20 protein-coding genes are annotated in these 18,319 nt (G+C 69.1%); 7 read left to right on the top strand and 13 right to left on the bottom strand.

Annotation, left to right across the window (positions count from 1 at the left end; all coding sequences use genetic code 11):
- Positions 1-69: 69 nt before the first annotated feature.
- From CQ034_RS00830 to CQ034_RS00820, 3 genes are read left to right on the top strand one after another with little or no spacing between them, the layout of a single operon-like run.
- Positions 70-1,338 carry a magnesium transporter MgtE N-terminal domain-containing protein gene (locus CQ034_RS00830; RefSeq protein WP_029273778.1) on the top strand — a complete coding sequence of 423 codons (1,269 nt, stop codon included), beginning with the start codon at positions 70-72 and terminating at the stop codon, positions 1,336-1,338.
- The gene (locus CQ034_RS00825) at positions 1,338-1,850 is read left to right on the top strand and encodes a DUF1003 domain-containing protein (RefSeq protein WP_105709600.1); all 513 of its coding nucleotides are present in this window, start codon (positions 1,338-1,340) and stop codon (positions 1,848-1,850) included. Before CQ034_RS00830 ends, CQ034_RS00825 begins: the two co-directional genes overlap by 1 nt.
- Positions 1,847-2,968 carry an Mrp/NBP35 family ATP-binding protein gene (locus tag CQ034_RS00820; protein WP_105709599.1) on the top strand — a complete coding sequence of 374 codons (1,122 nt, stop codon included), beginning with the start codon at positions 1,847-1,849 and terminating at the stop codon, positions 2,966-2,968. The genes CQ034_RS00825 and CQ034_RS00820 overlap by 4 nt, the downstream gene beginning before the upstream one ends.
- Positions 2,969-2,979: 11 nt before the next feature.
- Here the strand turns inward: CQ034_RS00820 and CQ034_RS00815 are convergent, their stop codons facing one another.
- Both CQ034_RS00815 and CQ034_RS00810 read right to left on the bottom strand, forming a co-directional pair.
- Entirely contained in the window at positions 2,980-3,621 is a 642-nt protein-coding gene (locus CQ034_RS00815) for a hypothetical protein (protein WP_029262053.1), read from the bottom strand.
- Positions 3,618-3,995: a twin-arginine translocase TatA/TatE family subunit gene (locus CQ034_RS00810; RefSeq protein ID WP_029262054.1), complete on the bottom strand. Its 378-nt coding sequence runs from the start codon at positions 3,993-3,995 to the stop codon at positions 3,618-3,620. The genes CQ034_RS00815 and CQ034_RS00810 overlap by 4 nt, the downstream gene beginning before the upstream one ends.
- A gap of 90 nt (positions 3,996-4,085) precedes the next feature.
- Between CQ034_RS00810 and CQ034_RS00805 the strand changes: the two genes are divergently transcribed.
- Positions 4,086-4,724, top strand: coding sequence for an O-methyltransferase (locus CQ034_RS00805; RefSeq protein WP_105709598.1), 639 nt, complete (start codon positions 4,086-4,088; stop codon positions 4,722-4,724).
- 96 nt (positions 4,725-4,820) lie between these two features.
- On the opposite strand, the gene CQ034_RS00800 is transcribed toward CQ034_RS00805, so the two are convergent.
- The 3 genes from CQ034_RS00800 to dapE form a co-directional block, all read right to left on the bottom strand.
- Positions 4,821-4,994, bottom strand: coding sequence for a DUF3117 domain-containing protein (locus CQ034_RS00800; protein WP_017203323.1), 174 nt, complete (start codon positions 4,992-4,994; stop codon positions 4,821-4,823).
- Positions 4,995-5,088: 94 nt separating this feature from the next.
- Positions 5,089-6,306, bottom strand: coding sequence for a hypothetical protein (locus CQ034_RS00795; RefSeq protein WP_105709597.1), 1,218 nt, complete (start codon positions 6,304-6,306; stop codon positions 5,089-5,091).
- Positions 6,288-7,361: a succinyl-diaminopimelate desuccinylase gene (gene dapE / locus CQ034_RS00790; protein ID WP_105709596.1), complete on the bottom strand. Its 1,074-nt coding sequence runs from the start codon at positions 7,359-7,361 to the stop codon at positions 6,288-6,290. The genes CQ034_RS00795 and dapE overlap by 19 nt, the downstream gene beginning before the upstream one ends.
- 65 nt (positions 7,362-7,426) lie before the next feature.
- On the opposite strand from dapE, the gene dapD reads away from it, so the two are divergent.
- A complete protein-coding gene (gene dapD, locus CQ034_RS00785; RefSeq protein WP_105709595.1) occupies positions 7,427-8,374 on the top strand; it encodes a 2,3,4,5-tetrahydropyridine-2,6-dicarboxylate N-succinyltransferase in 948 nt (315 codons plus the stop codon).
- Positions 8,375-8,655: 281 nt separating this feature from the next.
- Positions 8,656-10,056, top strand: a complete 1,401-nt coding sequence (locus CQ034_RS00780; protein WP_105709594.1) for a DEAD/DEAH box helicase — start codon at positions 8,656-8,658, stop codon at positions 10,054-10,056.
- A gap of 71 nt (positions 10,057-10,127) precedes the next feature.
- Here the strand turns inward: CQ034_RS00780 and CQ034_RS00775 are convergent, their stop codons facing one another.
- From CQ034_RS00775 to CQ034_RS00750, 6 genes are all read right to left on the bottom strand, one after another.
- Positions 10,128-11,417 (bottom strand): citrate synthase, encoded by a 1,290-nt coding sequence (locus tag CQ034_RS00775; RefSeq protein WP_081859847.1) that lies wholly within the window; start codon positions 11,415-11,417, stop codon positions 10,128-10,130.
- Positions 11,418-11,607: 190 nt separating this feature from the next.
- Entirely contained in the window at positions 11,608-12,720 is a 1,113-nt protein-coding gene (gene dapC / locus CQ034_RS00770) for a succinyldiaminopimelate transaminase (protein WP_105709593.1), read from the bottom strand.
- 9 nt (positions 12,721-12,729) lie between these two features.
- Positions 12,730-13,050 (bottom strand): ferredoxin, encoded by a 321-nt coding sequence (gene fdxA, locus CQ034_RS00765; RefSeq protein WP_046013877.1) that lies wholly within the window; start codon positions 13,048-13,050, stop codon positions 12,730-12,732.
- Positions 13,051-13,059: 9 nt separating this feature from the next.
- A complete protein-coding gene (locus CQ034_RS00760; RefSeq protein ID WP_029262902.1) occupies positions 13,060-13,470 on the bottom strand; it encodes a hypothetical protein in 411 nt (136 codons plus the stop codon).
- A gap of 40 nt (positions 13,471-13,510) precedes the next feature.
- Positions 13,511-13,825 carry an AzlD domain-containing protein gene (locus CQ034_RS00755; protein ID WP_029262903.1) on the bottom strand — a complete coding sequence of 105 codons (315 nt, stop codon included), beginning with the start codon at positions 13,823-13,825 and terminating at the stop codon, positions 13,511-13,513.
- Complete coding sequence (locus CQ034_RS00750) at positions 13,822-14,544, bottom strand: AzlC family ABC transporter permease (RefSeq protein ID WP_105709592.1); 723 nt, start codon at positions 14,542-14,544, stop codon at positions 13,822-13,824. Before CQ034_RS00750 ends, CQ034_RS00755 begins: the two co-directional genes overlap by 4 nt.
- A gap of 104 nt (positions 14,545-14,648) precedes the next feature.
- Between CQ034_RS00750 and CQ034_RS00745 the strand changes: the two genes are divergently transcribed.
- Positions 14,649-15,197, top strand: coding sequence for a helix-turn-helix domain-containing protein (locus CQ034_RS00745; RefSeq protein WP_105709591.1), 549 nt, complete (start codon positions 14,649-14,651; stop codon positions 15,195-15,197).
- 47 nt (positions 15,198-15,244) lie between these two features.
- On the opposite strand, the gene CQ034_RS00740 is transcribed toward CQ034_RS00745, so the two are convergent.
- Together CQ034_RS00740 and typA are read right to left on the bottom strand one after the other, a co-directional pair.
- The gene (locus CQ034_RS00740; RefSeq protein WP_181156178.1) at positions 15,245-16,150 is read right to left on the bottom strand and encodes a phospholipase; all 906 of its coding nucleotides are present in this window, start codon (positions 16,148-16,150) and stop codon (positions 15,245-15,247) included.
- A 183-nt stretch (positions 16,151-16,333) separates the two neighbouring features.
- Positions 16,334-18,247 (bottom strand): translational GTPase TypA, encoded by a 1,914-nt coding sequence (typA, locus tag CQ034_RS00735; protein WP_029262907.1) that lies wholly within the window; start codon positions 18,245-18,247, stop codon positions 16,334-16,336.
- Between the last annotated feature and the right edge of the window lie 72 nt (positions 18,248-18,319).

The following is an 18,319-nucleotide window of genomic DNA, read 5'->3' as shown; positions in this document are numbered from 1 at the left end:
GCGTACCGGTCGACGGCCCGAGGCGCGACCATCCCGCCCTCGACGGGACCCGCCGACTACTCTGGAGAAGTGAGCACACAACGGGTTTTCGCCGCGCGCCTGGCCGGGTGCGCCGTCTTCGACCCCCTCGGCGACCGGCTCGGCAAGGTCCGGGATGTCGTCGTCGTCTACCGAAGTACCGCGGCCCCCCGCGTGATCGGTCTCGTCGTGGAGATCCCGGGGCGACGCCATGTGTTCCTCTCGATCGGCCGGGTCACCTCGATCCGGTCCGGACAGGTCATCACCACCGGCCTGATCAACGTGCGGCGCTTCTCTCCCCGCGCCGGCGAGGTGCGCGTGCTCGCCGAGATGCTCGGACGGCGCGTGAGCTTCGCGGACGGCAGCGGCACGGCCGTCATCGAAGACGTCGCGATCGAGCCGAACCGCCTCGGCGAATGGGCGATCAGTCAGTTGTTCCTCCGCCGCCCGAAGACCAGCGCCTCGCCGTTCGCGAAGGGTCCGACCACGTTCGCCGCCTGGAGCGAGGTCGCCGAGCAGCGTGCACCGGGTGAATCGCAGTCCGCCGAGCAGCTCGTCGCCTCGTACTCGGAGCTGCACGCCGCCGACCTCGCCAACACCCTTCTCGATCTTCCGCAGCAGCGCATGATCGAAGTCGCCGAGGAGCTGTCGGACGACCGTCTCGCCGACGCCCTCGAGGAGATGCCCGAGGACGAGCAGGTGCACATCCTCGATCGTCTCGGCGACGAGCGCGCTGCCGACATCCTCGACCAGATGGAACCGGACGACGCCGCCGACCTGCTCGCCCAGCTGGCCCCGGACCGACTCGAACAGCTTCTCGAGCTGATGGAGCCGGAAGAAGCCGAAGACGTCAGGATGCTGCTGCGCTACGGTCCCGACACCGCGGGTGGCCTGATGACCCCGGAGCCGATCATCCTCTCGGCCGACGCCACCGTCGCGGAGGCGCTGGCCCTGATCCGCCGCCACGAGCTGCACCCCGCGCTGGCCGCCGCTGTGTTCGTCACCCTGCCGCCGTTCGAGACGCCGACCGGGCGTCTGCTCGGACTCGTGCACTTCCAGCGGATGCTGCGCTACCCGCCCCACGAGCGACTCGGCGCGATCCTCGACGACAGCCTCGAGCCCGTTCCCGTCACCGCATCCGCCGCCGAGGTGGCGCGACTGCTGGCGAGCTACGATCTCGTCTCGCTGCCGGTGATCGACGCGGCCCACCGCCTGGTCGGTGCGATCAGCATCGACGACGTGCTCGACTATCTGCTCCCCGACGACTGGCGATCGCACGACAGCGATGACACCTCGTCCTCCGCGAAGGAGGCCCGCTGATGCCCCGGTCGCCGCGCCTCGACGCCCCCGGCCGCAGCACGACGAGGCCCCGCACGACCTCGCGCGATCGGTTCGGCCGGTTCACGGAGTGGGTCGCCCGTGCGATGGGGACCCCGGCGTTCCTGGTCATCCTCAGCCTGTTCTGCGTGGTCTGGATCGTTTGGAACACCCTGATGCCCGACGAGCTCCGCTTCGACGATGCCGCCCTCGGCTTCACCGCCCTGACGCTCATGCTCTCGCTGCAGGCCTCGTACGCCGCGCCGCTGATCCTCCTCGCGCAGAACCGCCAGGACGATCGCGACCGCGTGCAGATCGAGCAGGACCGCCAGCGCGCGGAGCGCAACCTCGCCGACACCGAGTACCTCGCCCGCGAGATCGTGGCGCTGCGCATGTCGCTCGAGGAGCGCAACGCGCAGGCCGTGACGCGCGACGTGCTGCGGCAGGAATTGAAGGCTCTGCTCGCCGAGCTCGAAGACACCGGGGACAAGCCGACGGCAGGCGCCGCATCGTGACCGGGGCCGACCTCGTCCGTGCCGCAGTCTCCGCGGTGACGGACCCGGAGCTGCGCCGCCCCATCGGCGAGCTCGACATGGTCCGCGAGATCACCGTGGACGGAGACCGCGCTCAGGTCGGCATCGTCCTGACGATCGTGGGCTGCCCTGCGGCGGCGCGCATCGAGTCCGATGTGCGCGAGGCTGCGGCATCCGTCCCCGGCATCGCCGCGGTCGACGTCGAGGTGGGCGTGATGACCCCGGCCGAGCGCAAGGCGCTGACCGAGAAGCTCCGCGACGGCAGGCCCGCCCGCCAGATGCCCTTCGGTCCCGACTCGCTCACCCGCGTGATCCTCGTCTCCAGCGGCAAGGGCGGCGTGGGCAAATCGACGGTCACCGCCAACCTCGCCGTGGCGCTCGCCGACGAGGGACTGTCGGTCGGCCTCGTCGATGCCGACGTGCACGGATTCTCGATTCCCGGGCTCCTCGGCATCCCCGCCGGGACGCAGCCGACTCGTATCGACGACCTCATGCTGCCCCCGGTGGCGCACGGAGTGAAGACCATCTCGATCGGGATGTTCCTCCGCGACGGAGAGGCGGTCGTGGCGTGGCGTGGACCGATGCTGCACCGCACTGTGCAGCAGTTCCTCACCGATGTGTTCTTCGGCGATCTCGACGTGCTGCTCATCGACATGCCGCCCGGCACCGGCGACATCGCCATCTCGATCGGCCAGCTCCTCCCCCACGCGGAGGTCCTCGTGGTGACCACCCCGCAGACCGCTGCCGCGGAGGTGGCGATCCGCAGCGGACTCGTCGCACGGCAGACCGGTCAGCGGGTGATCGGGGTCATCGAGAACATGGCGGCGTACGCGCTCCCCGACGGCACGGTCATCGATCTGTTCGGCTCGGGTGGCGGTGCGGCGGTCGCCCAAGCGCTGTCCGAGCCGGGTACCACGGTCCCGCTGCTGGCCTCCATTCCCCTGAGCCCCGCGCTCCGTGAGGGCGGAGACGCCGGCATCCCGATCGTCGCCGGCGCGACGACGGATGCCGCGGCCACGACGATCCTCGATCTCGCCCGCACCCTCGCTCGGCAGGGGCGTGGCCTGTCCGGCCGCTCGCTGCCGATGACGATCGGCTGAGTGCGGCTCTCCTACGGCTCCGGGAACTGCGTCCAGGACGCGTGCGCGCGCTCGGCATCTCGCGTGCTTCTTCGCCTGGTGACGCGTCGGCGGACCAGGATGACCACGGGCAGCACCACGGCGACGGGAAGACAGAACACCGCGCCGAACGCCAGCAACGTCCCCACGGCGAAGTCGTTCCCGCCCGTGCGGCCGAGACCGATGGCGCCGCTTCCGAAGGCGTCCCCGGCGACGAGGAACTCGCCGTCGTAGGTGTCGAGCGAGTCGGCGCAGGTGACGGTGTGGACGCCCGCGCGGACAGCGGTGAACTGCGTGTGCTGCTCGAACCCGCGCTTCGGGGTCATCCACCAGAGCGTGTCGTCCCACGACAGCGAGGGTCCCGCGCGCTGAGAGAGCTCGGCGCCGTCCGGACCCGATACCGAACACTCCAGCGTCCCGAGCATCGCGGAGACACCGCTGCCCCAGATACCGACGCGCTCGCCCTCCTGCAGCTCGACCGTCGCCCCGCGTCCCAGCGGAACCGGATCGGCGTCACTCACGGAAGCGGCGACGGGCAACACCCAGAGCGTCCAAATCAGGACGCCGATGCACGCGCACAGAGCGGAGAACCCGAATGCCACGGCATCGCGATCGGCGAGCCGCCCTCGGGTCACGTGGCTTCGGGATCGAAGGGCGGCCGGTTGCTCGCGCTGAACTCCTGCGGGAGCGCACGGGGAGCGACAGGCTCCGCGATCGTCTCCCGCGCCTGCGTCGGCGTCGTCGTCGGCTGCGGCTCCTCGAACAGCGCGTCGCGGATGATGCGGCGGGGATCGTACTGACGGGGGTCGAGCTTGCGCCAGTCCACATCGTCGAGCTCCGGACCCATCTCCTCACGCATGCGGGACTTGGTCGAGCGGAGGTACTCGCCGGCCTTTCGCACCATGCGCGAGAAGCCCTCGGCAGCTCGCGGGAGACGCTCCGGGCCGATGATGAGGACCGCGATGAGACCGATCAGCAGCAGCTTCTCGAAGGTGAGCCCGAACGTCATCTCTACAGGCTACCGTCGCGCCTGCGGTCCGCGGGTACACCGAGCGAATACTCTGGAGGGAACCACCGGGCAGGCAGGGAGAAACAGGCCATGAGCGAGCACGACGCGAACGCGCGATTCCTTCGCGAGTCCATCGTGGAACCCGACTCCATCGCACGCGCACGCGCACACGCGGTCGAGCTCGGCGCGATGCCGATCAGCACCGTCGTCGGTTCCCAGATCGCCGTGCTCGCCGCCGCGACCGGCGCACGCTCGATCGTCGAGATCGGCACCGGTGCCGGCGTCTCCGGACTCTGGCTGCTGCACGGAGCGCCGCAGGCCGTGCTCACCTCGATCGACAACGAGCCCGAACACCTCGCGGCAGCGCGACAGGCATTCGCCGACGCGAAGGTACCGTCCACGAAGGTCCGCTTCATCACCGGGCGCGCCATCGATGTGCTCCCCCGTATGAATGAGTCCTCGTACGACATCGTGCTCGTCGACGCCGACCCCGACCACATCATCGAGTACGTCGAGCACGGACTCCGCCTCGCCCGCACCGGCGGCATCGTGCTGGTGCCGCGGATCCTCGGCGCCGGCCGCGTGGCCGACCCGGTGCAGCGTGATGAGGTCACGTCGGCCTACCGCTCGCTGGTGCAGGAGACCCAGGAGTCCTCGGCCGTGTTGGCGACCGTGTCGCCCGCAGGTGAAGGACTGCTCCAGCTGATCAGGCTCGCCGACCGCGACTGAGAGTCGCCTCGCCCGGGTACGCCCCGGAATCGACAAAGGGCGGTGGATCCGAGGATCCACCGCCCTTTCGGTCCACGGATGCGGACCTCAGATCGTTCAGGCCGGTGCCACGACGGCGGCAAGCACGTCGTGAAGTTCCTTGGCCTCAGCGTCGTTCACGGAGACGACCAGACGGCCGCCGCCTTCGAGCGGAACGCGCACGATGATGAGTCGTCCTTCTTTCACGGCCTCCATGGGTCCGTCTCCGGTCCTCGGCTTCATCGCTGCCATCGTGGCTCCCTTTCCTCCGGTGGTATGGAATGAGTTTATCGGGTGTCACCGGGACCTGGAGGTCACCGAGCAACAATTGGGTCGCCCGACACCGTCAGGGCACCTGCCAGAACGTGCTCCCGAGCGCATACACGTGGTAGATCCAGAGCCATTGGCCCAGGAGGCAGAGAGCCACCACACCGACGCGCCACCACCGCGATCGAGGAACCGCGACGGCGCCCCAGAGCGGGCTGAGAGGCAGCAGCAGGCGGAACGTGCTGGACTGTGGGAAGAACACCGCGAGGAGGTACAGCAGATAGCTGGCGCTCCACAGGCGGAGGTCGCCGCCGAGGGCGCGCACCTGGGGCGAGCGCAGGAGGGTGACGGCGGCCGCCGCGACCAGCAGCACGAGCGCCACCGGGCCCCACCACTGGGGCATGCCCCAGAGTGCGAACCAGAACTGCGACGCCTGAACCCATCCTTCGAACGGCAGGAAACCGTCGACGCCGCCGACGATCCAGTGCCGGCGCCACGCGAGTTCTGTCGCGAGATAGGCACCGGGATCGCCCGTGACGACACCGGCGATCAGTTGCCAGGCGAAGCCCGCCGCGGTCGCGAGCGCCCCGAGCGCGACGATGTGCGTGATCTCCCGCCCGGAGAGGGGCTCCTGCTTCCGCCGGAACCAGCGCACGACGCCGTGTAACCCGAGGTACAGGGCGAAGGCGAGGATCCCGGGGCGGGTGAAGGCCATCACCGGGATCAGGAGGTAGAGCCGGCCGTATTCGTGTCGGATCGTCGCGTCGAGCGCGAGGAACAGCAGCAGCAGGAACAGGGTCTCCGCGTAGCCGACCTGGAACATCGCGGCGATCGGCCCGGCAGCGAAGAACACGACCGCCCAGAGCGCGGCGGAAGCGCCGATGCGGTCGCGAAGCAGGCGATGGAGCGCAAGGCACGCGAGATACCCCGCGGCGAGCGAGATCAGGAGAGCGCCGACTCCCCAAGATCCGAAGAGGAAGCCCACCGCCTTCGCCGCAAATGCGAACACGGGCATGAATGCCCAGGCGTTCTCGGCGACGTCGCCCGTCTCGGTCCGGGGAAGCTCGGTCGGATAACCGGACTCGGCGACGAGCCAGTACCACTGGGCATCCCACCCGAGGATGAAGTCTTCGAGTCCGGCATCGGCCCCGAAGCGCGAGAACGACGTCGACAGCGACGCGGCGATGAGCAGGAAGATCGTGGTCGTCGCCCGGGCGGCGACGTAGACGACCGCGATCCGCAGCGCGACCGGCGTCTGCGCCCACCGGCGAACCGTGCTCAGCGCGAGGTGAGCCATGCGCGCAGGCCCCGCTCCACGGCGTCGATCTGCGCGAGCGGCACGCGCTCCTCGTCGTGGTGCGCGAGGTGCGGGTCGCCGGGACCGTAGTTCACCGCAGGGATGCCGAGCGCCGAGAAACGGGCGACGTCGGTCCAGCCGTATTTCGGGCGAGGCTCGGCGCCCACAGCCGCAACGAACTGCTGCGCGATCTCGGCGTCGAGTCCGGGGCGCGCCCCCTCGGCTGCATCGGTGATCTCGATCTCGAAGCCGGCGAGAACCCCGCGCAAGTGCGCTTCGGCGTCCGCCGCGGACTTGCTGGGAGCGAAGCGATAGTTGACCTCGACCTCGCATGCGTCGGGGATGACGTTGCCCGCGACGCCGCCGGCGATGCGCACGGCGCTCAGGCTCTCCCGATACAGAAGGCCCTCGACCGGCACTTCCCTGGCGCGGTACTCCGCGAGCCGCGTCAGGATCGGAGCAGCACGGTGGATCGCGTTCTCGCCGATCCACGCTCGTGCACTGTGCGCGCGAACGCCGGTCGTGCGCACGATCGCGCGCAGCGTGCCGTTGCATCCGCCCTCGACCTCGCCGTTGGACGGTTCGCCGAGGATGGCGAAGTCCGCCCGGAACAGGTCGGGTCGCACGGCGGCGAGCAGGCCGAGGCCGTTCTTGGACGCCTCGATCTCCTCGTTGTCGTACCACATCCAGGTGATGTCGATCGCGGGATCGGTGAGCTCTGCGGCGAGCTTGAGCTGCACGGCCGTGCCCGCCTTCATATCGACGGTTCCCCGCCCCCAGAGGTAGGGCACACCGTCGATCTCGATGTCCCTGGTCGGGAGGTTCGCGTTGATCGGCACGGTGTCGATGTGTCCGGCGATCGCGACGCGCTGAGCGCGCCCGAGTTCGGTGCGGGCGACGATCGTGTTGCCGTGGCGGAAGACCTCGAGGTGGGACAGCGGGGTGATGGCCGCCTCGATCGCATCGGCGAGGGTCTTCTCGTCGCCGGACACGCTCGGGATGTCACAGATCGCACGAGTGAGGTCGACGGAGGACGCGGTCAGATCGAGCACCATGGGTCAAGCCTACTTACCCCGTCATGCGTGAAGTCCCTCGCCTCCCGGCGCGATAGCGTGGAGGGATGAGCGACGCACGCACCGTATGGGGTATCGGCCTGACCACGATCGCCGGCGACGGCACGGTCCTCGACGCGTGGTACCCGGACGTGCGCACGGGATCTGCCGCTGCAGACGATGCCGCCGTCGCCGCGCTCGAGCCCCTGGTCGGCGCCGATGAACGACGGAACGTGACCGTCGAGATCATCCGGCTCCAGATCGACCTCGACGAGGCTCCCGGTTCCACGGCGGACGCGTACCTGCGGCTGCATGCGCTCTCGCACCTCGTCGTGCGCCCCAACGAGCTGAACCTGGACGGCATCTTCGGCCATCTGCCGAACGTCGCCTGGACGAACGCCGGGCCGGTGCTCCCCGCCGACGCCGCGCGTCTGCGGCCGCACCTCCAGCGCGCCGGAATCCAGGTGCAGGGCCTGGACAAATTCCCCCGCCTGACCGACTACGTGCAGCCTGCGGGCGTCCGGATCGCCGACGCCTCGCGCGTGCGGCTCGGCGCACATCTCTCCCCCGGCACCACCGTCATGCATGAGGGCTTCGTCAACTTCAACGCCGGGACGCTCGGCTCCTCCATGGTCGAGGGACGCATCTCGCAGGGCGTCGTCGTGGGCGACGGCAGCGACATCGGCGGCGGTTCCTCGATCATGGGCACGCTCTCGGGCGGTGGCACTCACCGGGTGTCGATCGGTGCACGCACCCTGCTCGGAGCGAACGCCGGCATCGGCATCTCCCTCGGCGACGACTGCGTCGTCGAGGCGGGCCTGTACGTGACCGCCGGGACGAAGATCGTGCTGGTCGACGGCCCGGTGACGCCGGACGGCGGACGGAAGACCGTGAAGGGCGGAGAGCTCTCGGGCCAGGACGGACTGCTCTTCCGACGGAACTCCCTCAGCGGCGCCGTCGAGGCCGTGCGCCGCGCCGGAGTGGGCGTGACGCTCAACGAGGCCCTCCACGCCTGAGAGCCGCCCGCGCGCCTTCATCGTCAGCCCGCGACCCGCGCGTGGAGGCGGCATGCAGCCGACGGCATGCACGCACTGGTAGACTGACACCGTTGTCCGCACCGCCGGTGCTGCAACATCGTCGTCGTCATGGGGTCTCCGAGGACCGAAGCGAGCAGAACTGCTCCCACCACCAGCATGAGCTGGCATTTCGAACGGCGAACCGATGCGCAATTCCTGCGCCGTCGCCCACCTCACCCCTTATCTCGCGCCGATCACTCGTGCGCTGACGGAGTTTCTGCATGTCTACTTTCCTTGAACTCGGCGTTCCCGCCGAGCTCGCCGCCGTTCTCGCCGATTCGGGCAAGACGGAGGCCTTCGCGATCCAGCGCGACACCCTTCCCGACTCCCTCGCGGGACGCGACCTCCTGGGCCGCGGACGCACGGGCAGCGGCAAGACCATCGCCTTCGCCCTGCCGCTCGTGGCGCGCCTCGCCGCATCCGGCGGTCAGCGCCGCGCAGGTCTCCCGCGCGGACTCGTCCTCGCTCCGACCCGCGAGCTCGCGACGCAGATCGCCGCGACCATCGCCCCGCTCGCCGAGGCTGCCGGTCTGCGCGTCACGACCGTCTTCGGCGGCGTCAGCCAGCGTCCGCAGGAGCAGGCGCTGCGCGGCGGCGTCGACATCGTCGTTGCCTGCCCCGGTCGACTCGAAGACCTCATGAAGCAGCAGGTCGTGCGCCTCAGCGCGATCGAGGTCACCGTGCTCGACGAGGCCGACCACATGGCCGACCTCGGCTTCCTCCCCGGCGTCACCCGCATCCTCACCGCAACGCCGGCCGGTGGCCAGCGTCTCCTGTTCAGCGCCACGCTGGACCGCGGCATCGACACCCTCGCCCGCCGTTTCCTCTCGAACGCGGTCAGCCACGAGGTCGATGAAGAGAGCGTGCCCGTGGGCGAGATGACCCACCGCGTGCTGGTCGTCGACTCCACCGATAACAAGACCGCTCTCGTGAAGGAGCTCGCCTCCGGCACCGGACGCCGCATCCTCTTCACCCGCACCAAGCACCAGGCGAAGAAGCTCGCGAAGCAGCTCACGGCTGCCGGGATCCCGGCCGTCGACCTGCACGGCAACCTGTCGCAGAACGCTCGCGAGCGCAACCTCGGTGCGTTCTCCGCAGCACCGGAAGACGGCGGAGTGCGCGTCCTCGTCGCGACCGATGTCGCCGCCCGTGGTGTGCACGTCGACAACGTCGACCTCGTCGTCCACGTCGACCCGCCCGTCGAGCACAAGGCGTACCTGCACCGTTCCGGACGTACGGCTCGTGCCGGCGCGGCCGGCACCGTCGTGACCGTCGTGCTTCCCGAGCAGCGCCGCGATGTGAAGGACCTGCTGCGCAAGGCGGCCATCTCGGCTCCGCTGGAAGATGTCACGACCGCTGCCGTCACCGCCCTGGTCCCCGAGCGCGCCCCGCACGTGCGTCCGGCCCCGGTGCAGGCTCCGCAGCAGCAGCAGCGTCAGTCCTCCAAGCAGCGTCCGGCCGGCGGCGAGAAGAGCGGCGCGGCGAACCCGCCCGCGCGTCGTCGTCGCCGCCCCCGCGCCGGTGGCGCCGGCGGCCAGGGCAGCGGCTACCAGGGCGGTGGCTACTCCACGCAGAGCGGACAGTCCCGTCAGGGCGGTGGCCGCAGCTCGCAGGGTCGCTGACCCCGCGGACGCAGCTCGACTGAAAAGCGCCCCTTCCGCTTCGGCGGAAGGGGCGCTTTCTCGTTGTGCGCTCAGCGAGTCGGGAACGACCGCTCGGGAGACCCCGTGTACAGCTGCTGCGGACGGCCGATCTTGGTCTGCGGGTCGAGCTGCAGCTCGCGCCACTGGGCCAGCCAGCCGGGCAGACGACCGATGGCGAACAGCACCGTGAACATCCGGGTCGGGAAGCCCATCGCCTTGTAGATGACGCCCGTGTAGAAGTCGACGTTCGGGTACAGTCGACGCTCACGGAAGTAGTCGTCGGCGAGGGCGAGTTCCTCGAGCTCCTTCGCGAGGTCGAGCAGCGGGTCGGTGACGCCCAGCGACGAGAGCACCTCGTCGGCGGCGTCCTTAACCAGCTTGGCCCGCGGGTCGTAGTTCTTGTAGACGCGGTGCCCGAAGCCCATCAGCTTCACGCCCTCTTCCTTGTTCTTCACCCGCTCCACGAAGCGCGAGACGCTCTGGCCGGAGTCGCGGATCTGACCCAGCATGGTCAGGACGGCCTCATTGGCACCGCCGTGCAGCGGACCGGAGAGCGCCTGGATGCCGGCGGAGACCGAGGCGAACTGGTTCGCACCGGTGGAGCCCACGAGGCGGACCGTCGAGGTGGAGGCGTTCTGCTCGTGGTCCTCGTGGAGGATCAGGAGCAGCTCGAGAGCCTTCGACATGACCGGGTTGACCTCGTACTCCTCGCTGTGCACGCCGAAGTTGAGCTTGAGGAAGTTGTCCACGAAACTCAGCGAGTTGTCGGGGTAGAGGAATGCCTGGCCGACGCTCTTCTTGTGCGCGTACGCCGCGATCACGGGCAGCTTGGCGAGCATGCGCACCATGTTGAGCTCGACGTGCTCGGGGTTGTGCGGGTCGGTCTGCCCCTCGTAGTACGTCGAGAGGGCGGCGACCGCCGACGAGAGCACCGACATGGGGTGCGCCGTGTGCGGCAGCGCCGAGAAGAAGCGCTTGAGGTCTTCGTGCAGCAGCGTGTGACGGCGGATCTTCTCGTCGAACTCTGCGAGCTCCGAAGCCGAGGGCAGTTCGCCGTAGATCAGGAGCCAGGCGACCTCGAGGTAGCTCGTGGACCCTGCCAGCTGCTCGATCGGGTACCCGCGGTAGCGCAGGATGCCCTTGTCTCCGTCGATGAAGGTGATGTCGGACTTCGTGGACGCCGTGTTGACGAAGCCGTAATCGAGGCCCGTGTAGCCGGTCTGCCGGGTCAGCGTCGAGAAGTCGATGCTGTCGTGGCCTGCCGTGCCGCGCAGTACCGGGAATTCGGCGGTCGTATCGCCGATCGTCAGCTTCGCCGTCTGCTCTGCCGCTGCGCTCACGCGGTCCTCCTCCTGGCGTCCGACCCCGCTGGTCGCGGTATATCGGACAAGATCTTGATCAAGTCGGAACTGGCGATCTCACGGCGCTGTGGCACCAGGTCGAGACACGACCGAATCGCCTTTACAGCCTAGTAGGCACACAGGCCTACTGTGACATCCGCCAAACAGATGCGAACTTCACGGAGAAAACCTACAGAGCGGAGGCGGTGAGGCGGCGCGCGGCTTCTCGCACCCGCTCGGTGGGAGCGGTCAGCGCGAGGCGCACATACTGCGAGGAGTCCGCACCGTAGAACGGACCGGGACCGGCGAGGATGCCGAGGTCGGCGAGGCGACCCATCGACTCCCAGGCATCGCGCCCTTCCGTCGCCCAGAGGTACAGTCCTGCTTCCGAACCGTCGATGCGGAAGCCTGCGGCCTCCAGCGCGGGGCGCAGTGCTTCTCGCCTGGTGCGGTACAGGTTCTTCTGGGCCGCGACGTGCTCGTCGTCACCGAGCGCGACCGCCATGGCGTGTTGCACGGGTGCGGGCGGCATGAGCCCGAGGTGCTTGCGAGCGGTGAGCAGTTCTCCGACCACGCGCGCGCAGCCGGCGACGAACGCGGCGCGGTAGCCGGCGAGGTTCGACTGCTTGCTCAGCGAGTACACGCTGAGCAGGTTCGCCCTACTGCCGCCGGTCACCCGAGGGTCGAGGATCGAGGGGATCGGCTCGGTCGCCCAGTTTCCGTCCCAGCCCAGCTCGGCGTAGCACTCGTCGCTCGCGAGGACGGCACCCAGCTCGCGCGCGCGGCGCACGGCCGCGGCGAGCTCATCGACCGTCCAGGTCCGGCCGTCCGGGTTGCCCGGAGTGTTGATCCAGATGAGCTTGGTGCCCTCCGGCCACTCGGCGGGATCGTCGGCCGGGAGCGGCGTCGCACCGACCACCCGGGCGCCGACCTCGTATGTCGGGTACGCCACTCGCGGATGCACGACGACGTCGCCCGCACCGAGTCCGAGGAGCGTGGGCAGCAGCGCGACAAGCTCCTTGGAGCCGATAGTCGGCAACACGTTGTCGACGCGGAGGTCGGGTACTCCCCGGCGCCGCGCGTACCATTCGACGATGGCTTCGCGCAGCGTCGGCGTGCCGACCGTCTGCGGATAGGCGTGTGCGTCGGTCGCCTCGGCCAGGGCACGGCGGATGAGCTCCGGCGTCGGATCCACCGGCGAGCCCACGGAGAGATCCACCAGACCCTCCGGATGCTGCGCGGCACGCTCACGGAACGGGACGACGGCATCCCACGGGTAGTCGGCGAGGTCGCGGACGCTCACAGAAGACGCCTACTCGCCCTGGGGCGGGAGCGCGGCGATGATCGGGTGGTCGAACGTGTAGACGCCGACCTTGGCGGCACCTCCGGGCGAGCCGATCTCGTCGAAGAACTCGACGTTCGCCTTGTAGTAGTCCTGCCACTCATCGGGCAGGTCGTCTTCGTAGTAGATGGCCTCGACCGGGCACACCGGTTCGCAGGCGCCGCAATCCACGCACTCGTCGGGGTGGATGTACAACGACCGTTCCCCCTCGTAGATGCAGTCAACGGGGCACTCGTCGATGCAGGCGCGATCCTTGACATCGACGCACGGGAGGGCGATCACATACGTCACCCCTTCAGTCTACGACTCGTGGCGCTCGGGTTCCTGCGCGGCAGGTGCGACCGTGCGGACGGGAACCCGTGAGAAGGAGGGCCAGGCGATCACGAGCAGCACGATTCCCGCGACCAGGTAGGTCCAGATCTGCCCACTGAGCGAGTCCGGGACGACGACGGATCCGCCGGGCCCCACGCCGGAGATCAGCACCAGCATGCCGATCATGCCGAGTCCGGCTGCCACCGCCGCTCCCCTGTCGTGTGTGAGCGCTCGTACGGCGACGAGGATCGCCGCGCAGGCGATGGCGGCCACGATGAGCCCCACCGGGATCGGCCCCCACATCACGCTGTGCGCGATCGTGCCGGCGATGCCGTAGACGCCGCCCACCAGGGCCGCAGCGACCCACGACAACACTCTCGACACCCAGCTCACGCGCACCCGTCGATCTTACCGGCGCCGCCTGTGGCCGAGCAGTCGCTCAGGAGGCGAGACCGAAGAGCCGCAGGAGCGCCGCGACGAGCGCGGCCGCTGCCACGACGACGAGGAACGACTGCCGAAGCCACAGGAGCCCTCCCGCGACCAGCAGGGCGGGCACGCGCGCGTCCACCGTGATGGCCTGGCCGTCGCCGAGGGTCTGCACCGCGACGAGTGCGGCCAGGAGCGCCACGGTCAGCAGGTCGGAGATGCGAGCAGTGCGAGGCGCTTCGAGGACCTTGGGCGGCACCAGGTATCCGGCGGCTTTGAGCGCGACACAGATGAGCGCGGCGAGGAGGATCGCACTCCACAGGCTCATGGCGCCCCCTCCGTTCCGACGCGGGCGTGATCCTCCGGCGGCGTCTCGCGGCGGCCCAGCCAGTTGAACCAGCCGACGGCGATCGCGACGACCGCCGCGACGAGCACCGGGAGACCCGGCATGAGGAAGGGGGTGAACGCCGCAGCGACCACCGCAGCCGCCACGCCCACCACGACGGCCTGCCGCTGCCGGAGCCGCGGCCAGAGCAGCGCGAGGAACGCGGCAGCAGCAGCGGCGTCGAGACCCCAGGTCCGGGGGTCTCCGAGCACGTCACCGACGAGCGCACCGACGAGGGTCGTGATGTTCCAGCCCACGAAGATGCCGATGCCGGTCACCCAGAAGCCCACCTGACGCAGCCGCGGGTCGCCCTGTGAGATCGCCACGGCCGTCGACTCATCGATCGTGAAGTGCGCGGCGGCAGCCTTGCGCACCGGCCCTCCGCCGACGATCGGCGACATGCGCATTCCGTAGGCCACGTTGCGCACGCCGAGGAGGGCGGCGGACGCGACCGCAGAGGGCAGAGCGGCGAGGCCTCCGGCGGTGAAGACGCCGACGAATGCGAACTGCGATCCTCCGGTGAACATCAGGAGGCTGAGGACGCAGGTCTGCCAGACATCGAGCCCGGACGCGACAGCCAACGCTCCGAAGGAGACGCCGTAGGCGCTGGTCGCGAGCACGACGCCGAGCGCCTCGCGCCAGACCTCACGCTCGGCGGTCATCGCACGCCCTGCGGATCCTTGTTCGCTTCGCTGAACACATGACCATAATTCTGAACAGTCGCGAACGGATAGTCAAGCGAACGAACGTTTGACATGATGAACGCATGGAAGACCTTCGCACGCGCATCGCCCGCACTCTGCGCCGAGAACGAGAGGCCGTCGGCCTGTCGGTCTCGGAACTCGCGCGCCGCGCTGGTGTGTCCAAAGCGACCGTGTCGCAGCTCGAGAGCGGAGCGGGCAATCCCAGCGTCGAAACACTGTGGGCCCTCGGAGTGGCCCTCGGAGTGCCGTTCGCCGTCCTCGTCGACCAGCACAGCAACGCGCCCACCCTGATCCGCGCCGACGACCTCGCCGGCGTCCCCTCCTCCGCGGCCGCCTACAGCGCGACGCTGCTGTCGGCCAGCCCTCCCGGCGCGCGCCGTGACATCTACCTGATCCAGGCCGAACCGGGCGATGCCCGACGCTCCGACCCGCACCACCCGGGCACCATCGAGCACGTCATCCTGGTCTCCGGCCAAGCACTGATCGGACCGGTCGACGAGCCGGTGCTCCTCAACCCCGGCGACTACCTGACATATGCCGGCGACGCCCCGCACATCTTCGAAGCGACAGCCGTCGGTACGAGCGCGGCGCTCATCTCCGAGCTCCGCTGAGGCTCACCCAACGCCGGCGACAGGCGACGGGTCGGGGCGTCACGGCCTCAGTACCAGTTCATCGCCTGCGAGTGTGACCAGGCGCTGCACGGGGTTCCGTAGGCCGCCGAGATGTACTCGAGGCCCCAGGCGATCTGCGTGGCGGCACTGGTCTGCCAGTCGGCTCCCGCCGATGCCATCTTGCTGCCGGGCAGCGCCTGCGGAATGCCGGTAGCCCCGCCGTCGGCGTTGTATGCCTGGTAGTTCCAGCCCGACTCCTTGGTCCACAGGGAGTCCAGGCACGAGAACTGATCCCCGCCCCAGCCGTACCGGCTCGACATCTGCTGCTGCGCGGAGGCCTTCGCACCCTCGACGGTGTTGGCGGACGCGAGCGCCGCGGCGGCCGCCCGCTCGGCAGCTGCATGCTCTGCCGCCGCCTTGGCCGCGGCTGCAGCGGCTTCCTCCGCAGCCCGCTTCTCCTGTGCCGCGGTGAGCGCGGCACGCAGATCCTCCGTGTCCGAGACGACCTTCGCGAGCTCCGACTCCACGTCGTCGGTGACGATGCCCACGAGGAGCAACGGGGTCACCTCACTGTCGGAGAGCTTGTCGATGCCGCTCTCGAGCTCGGTCGTGTCGACCGACGTCGAGACACCCACGTCGAGGCCGGATGCTGCAACGTCGGCGCTCAGCGCCTCGGCGGCCGCGACAGCACTCCGGGCCTCCACGCGCGTAGACGAAGCGTCTGCGGTGATCTGCGCCAGCGGCTCGGCACCGGACAGTGCGGGCGCGGCGACGGCGATGGCCGGGCTCATGGCGGCCGCGGCAGAGGTGGAGGCCAGGCCCACGCTGAGCGTGATTCCGACCAGGGTGGCGGCGGTCACTCCGAGGATGGCCATCGGGCGGCGGGCGGTGACGGCGGCGCGGGCGGACGCCGCGTCCGAGGCACGCCGAAGCGCACGGGTTTTCTGAAGCATCGGGTTCGACTTTCGGGTTGTCGTACGCCCTCGCAGGAGACTCATCGGGAGCTCGTCCCGGGCGCAAGCCAACGAGTCTGCACCATCAACCTGAGTGAAAACCATCCCTGACCTGGGATTTACATGAGAAGAGGGCCTCGCGCACGCCTTTCGGCGGCACGAGGCCCTCTTCTCGGAGCAGACTCAGGCGCTGGCGTCCTGGCGCTTCAGACGCGCGGTCTCGCGAGCACGGGTGTTCGCATCGAGGTTCACCTTGCGGATGCGGACGACCTCGGGCGTGACCTCGACGCATTCGTCGTCACGTGCGAACTCGAGGCTCTCCTCGAGCGTCAGCTGGCGCGGAGGCGTCATCGACTCGAAGGTGTCGGAGCTCGCCGCACGCATGTTGGTGAGCTTCTTCTCCTTCGTGATGTTCACGTCCATGTCGTCGGCGCGGGAGTTCTCGCCGATGACCATTCCCTCGTAGACCTCCTGCGTGGGCTGCACGAAGAACGACATGCGCTCCTGCAGGGCGATCATCGCGAACGGGGTGACGACACCCTGGCGGTCGGCGACGATCGAGCCGTTCTGACGCGTCGTGATGGAGCCGGCCCACGGCTCGTAGCCGTGCGAGATCGCGTTCGCGATGCCGGTGCCGCGCGTGGTGGTGAGGAACTCGCTGCGGAAGCCGATCAGGCCGCGCGACGGGACGACGAACTCCATGCGCACCCAGCCGGTGCCGTGGTTCGTCATGTTCTCCATGCGACCCTTGCGGCCCGCCAGCAGCTGGGTGATCGCGCCGAGGTGCTCCTCCGGCGTGTCGATCGTGAGGTGCTCGAACGGCTCGTAGGTCTTGCCGTCGATCTTCTTCGTGACCACCTGCGGCTTGCCGACGGTGAGCTCGAAGCCCTCGCGGCGCATGTTCTCGACGAGGATGGCGAGGGCGAGCTCTCCGCGGCCCTGCACCTCCCACGCATCCGGACGTCCGATGTCGACGACCTTGAGCGAGACGTTGCCGATGAGCTCCTTGTCGAGACGGTCCTTGACCATGCGAGCGGTGAGCTTGTGGCCCTTGACCTTGCCCATGAGCGGGGAGGTGTTGGTGCCGATCGTCATCGAGATGGCGGGGTCGTCGACCGTGATGGCCGGCAGCGGACGCACGTCCTCGGGGTCGGCGATGGTCTCGCCGATGGTGATGTTCTCGAAACCGGCGATGGCGACGATGTCGCCGGGGCCTGCGGAATCGGCCGGGTAGCGCTCGAGTGCGCGTGTCTTCAGGAGCTCGGTGATGCGCGCGTTCTGGTGCGTGCCGTCGGCACGGACCCAGGCCACGGTCTGGCCCTTCTTGAGCGTGCCGTTGAAGACGCGCAGCAGCGCGAGACGGCCGAGGAACGGGCTGGAGTCGAGGTTCGTGACCCAGGCCTGCAGCGGGTGCTCGTCGTCGTAGGACGGCGCGGGCACGTGCTCGAGGATCGCCTCGAACAGCGGCTCGAGGTCGTCGTTGTCGGGCAGCGAGCCGTCGGCGGGACGGTTCTGCGACGCGGCGCCGGCACGACCGGAGGCGTAGACGACCGGCACGTCGAGCAGCGCGTCGACGTCGAGGTCGGGCACGTCGTCGACCAGGTCGGAAGCGAGGCCCAGCAGCAGGTCGTGCGCCTCTTCCTCGACCTCGGCGATGCGCGCGTCGGGACGGTCGGTCTTGTTGACGAGCAGGATGACCGGCAGCTTCGACTCGAGCGCCTTGCGCAGCACGAAGCGGGTCTGGGGCAGCGGACCCTCACTGGCGTCGACCAGCAGCACGACACCGTCGACCATGGACAGGCCGCGCTCGACCTCACCACCGAAGTCGGCGTGACCGGGGGTGTCGATCACATTGATCGTGATCTCCTTGCCGCCGGCGTGCTTGCCCTTGTACGTGATCGCCGTGTTCTTGGCGAGGATCGTGATGCCCTTCTCACGCTCCAGGTCATTGGAGTCCATGGCGCGCTCATCGACGTGGGCGTGTTCGCCGAAGGAGCCCGTCTGACGCAGCATGGCGTCGACGAGAGTCGTCTTGCCGTGGTCGACGTGGGCGACGATTGCGACGTTGCGGAGGTCAGAGCGGAGGGCGTGCGCCATGCAGGTGTCCTAAAGAGTGTGGGATTTTGCCGGGAAGCCGACGTTCCAGGATAACGCAAGCTCAGGGCGTGT

Source organism: Microbacterium sp. MYb45 (assembly GCF_002979655.1).
Classification (GTDB): domain Bacteria; phylum Actinomycetota; class Actinomycetes; order Actinomycetales; family Microbacteriaceae; genus Microbacterium.
Note: the sequence above shows the minus strand (reverse complement) of the source record. Positions and strands in the feature narration are given on the sequence as shown.

Bases quoted from the DNA above. Each gene is read 5' to 3' on its own strand.
- CQ034_RS00825 (WP_105709600.1), top strand. From the start codon at position 1,338: ATGCCCCGGTCGCCGCGCCTCGACGCCCCCGGCCGCAGCACGACGAGG.
- CQ034_RS00810 (WP_029262054.1), bottom strand. From the start codon at position 3,995: ATGACGTTCGGGCTCACCTTCGAGAAGCTGCTGCTGATCGGTCTCATC.
- CQ034_RS00805 (WP_105709598.1), top strand. From the start codon at position 4,086: ATGAGCGAGCACGACGCGAACGCGCGATTCCTTCGCGAGTCCATCGTG.
- CQ034_RS00800 (WP_017203323.1), bottom strand. From the start codon at position 4,994: ATGGCAGCGATGAAGCCGAGGACCGGAGACGGACCCATGGAGGCCGTG.
- CQ034_RS00795 (WP_105709597.1), bottom strand. From the start codon at position 6,306: ATGGCTCACCTCGCGCTGAGCACGGTTCGCCGGTGGGCGCAGACGCCG.
- dapE (WP_105709596.1), bottom strand. From the start codon at position 7,361: ATGGTGCTCGATCTGACCGCGTCCTCCGTCGACCTCACTCGTGCGATC.
- dapD (WP_105709595.1), top strand. From the start codon at position 7,427: ATGAGCGACGCACGCACCGTATGGGGTATCGGCCTGACCACGATCGCC.
- CQ034_RS00780 (WP_105709594.1), top strand. From the start codon at position 8,656: ATGTCTACTTTCCTTGAACTCGGCGTTCCCGCCGAGCTCGCCGCCGTT.
- CQ034_RS00755 (WP_029262903.1), bottom strand. From the start codon at position 13,825: ATGAGCCTGTGGAGTGCGATCCTCCTCGCCGCGCTCATCTGTGTCGCG.
- CQ034_RS00750 (WP_105709592.1), bottom strand. From the start codon at position 14,544: ATGACCGCCGAGCGTGAGGTCTGGCGCGAGGCGCTCGGCGTCGTGCTC.
- CQ034_RS00745 (WP_105709591.1), top strand. From the start codon at position 14,649: ATGGAAGACCTTCGCACGCGCATCGCCCGCACTCTGCGCCGAGAACGA.
- CQ034_RS00740 (WP_181156178.1), bottom strand. From the start codon at position 16,150: ATGCTTCAGAAAACCCGTGCGCTTCGGCGTGCCTCGGACGCGGCGTCC.
- typA (WP_029262907.1), bottom strand. From the start codon at position 18,247: ATGGCGCACGCCCTCCGCTCTGACCTCCGCAACGTCGCAATCGTCGCC.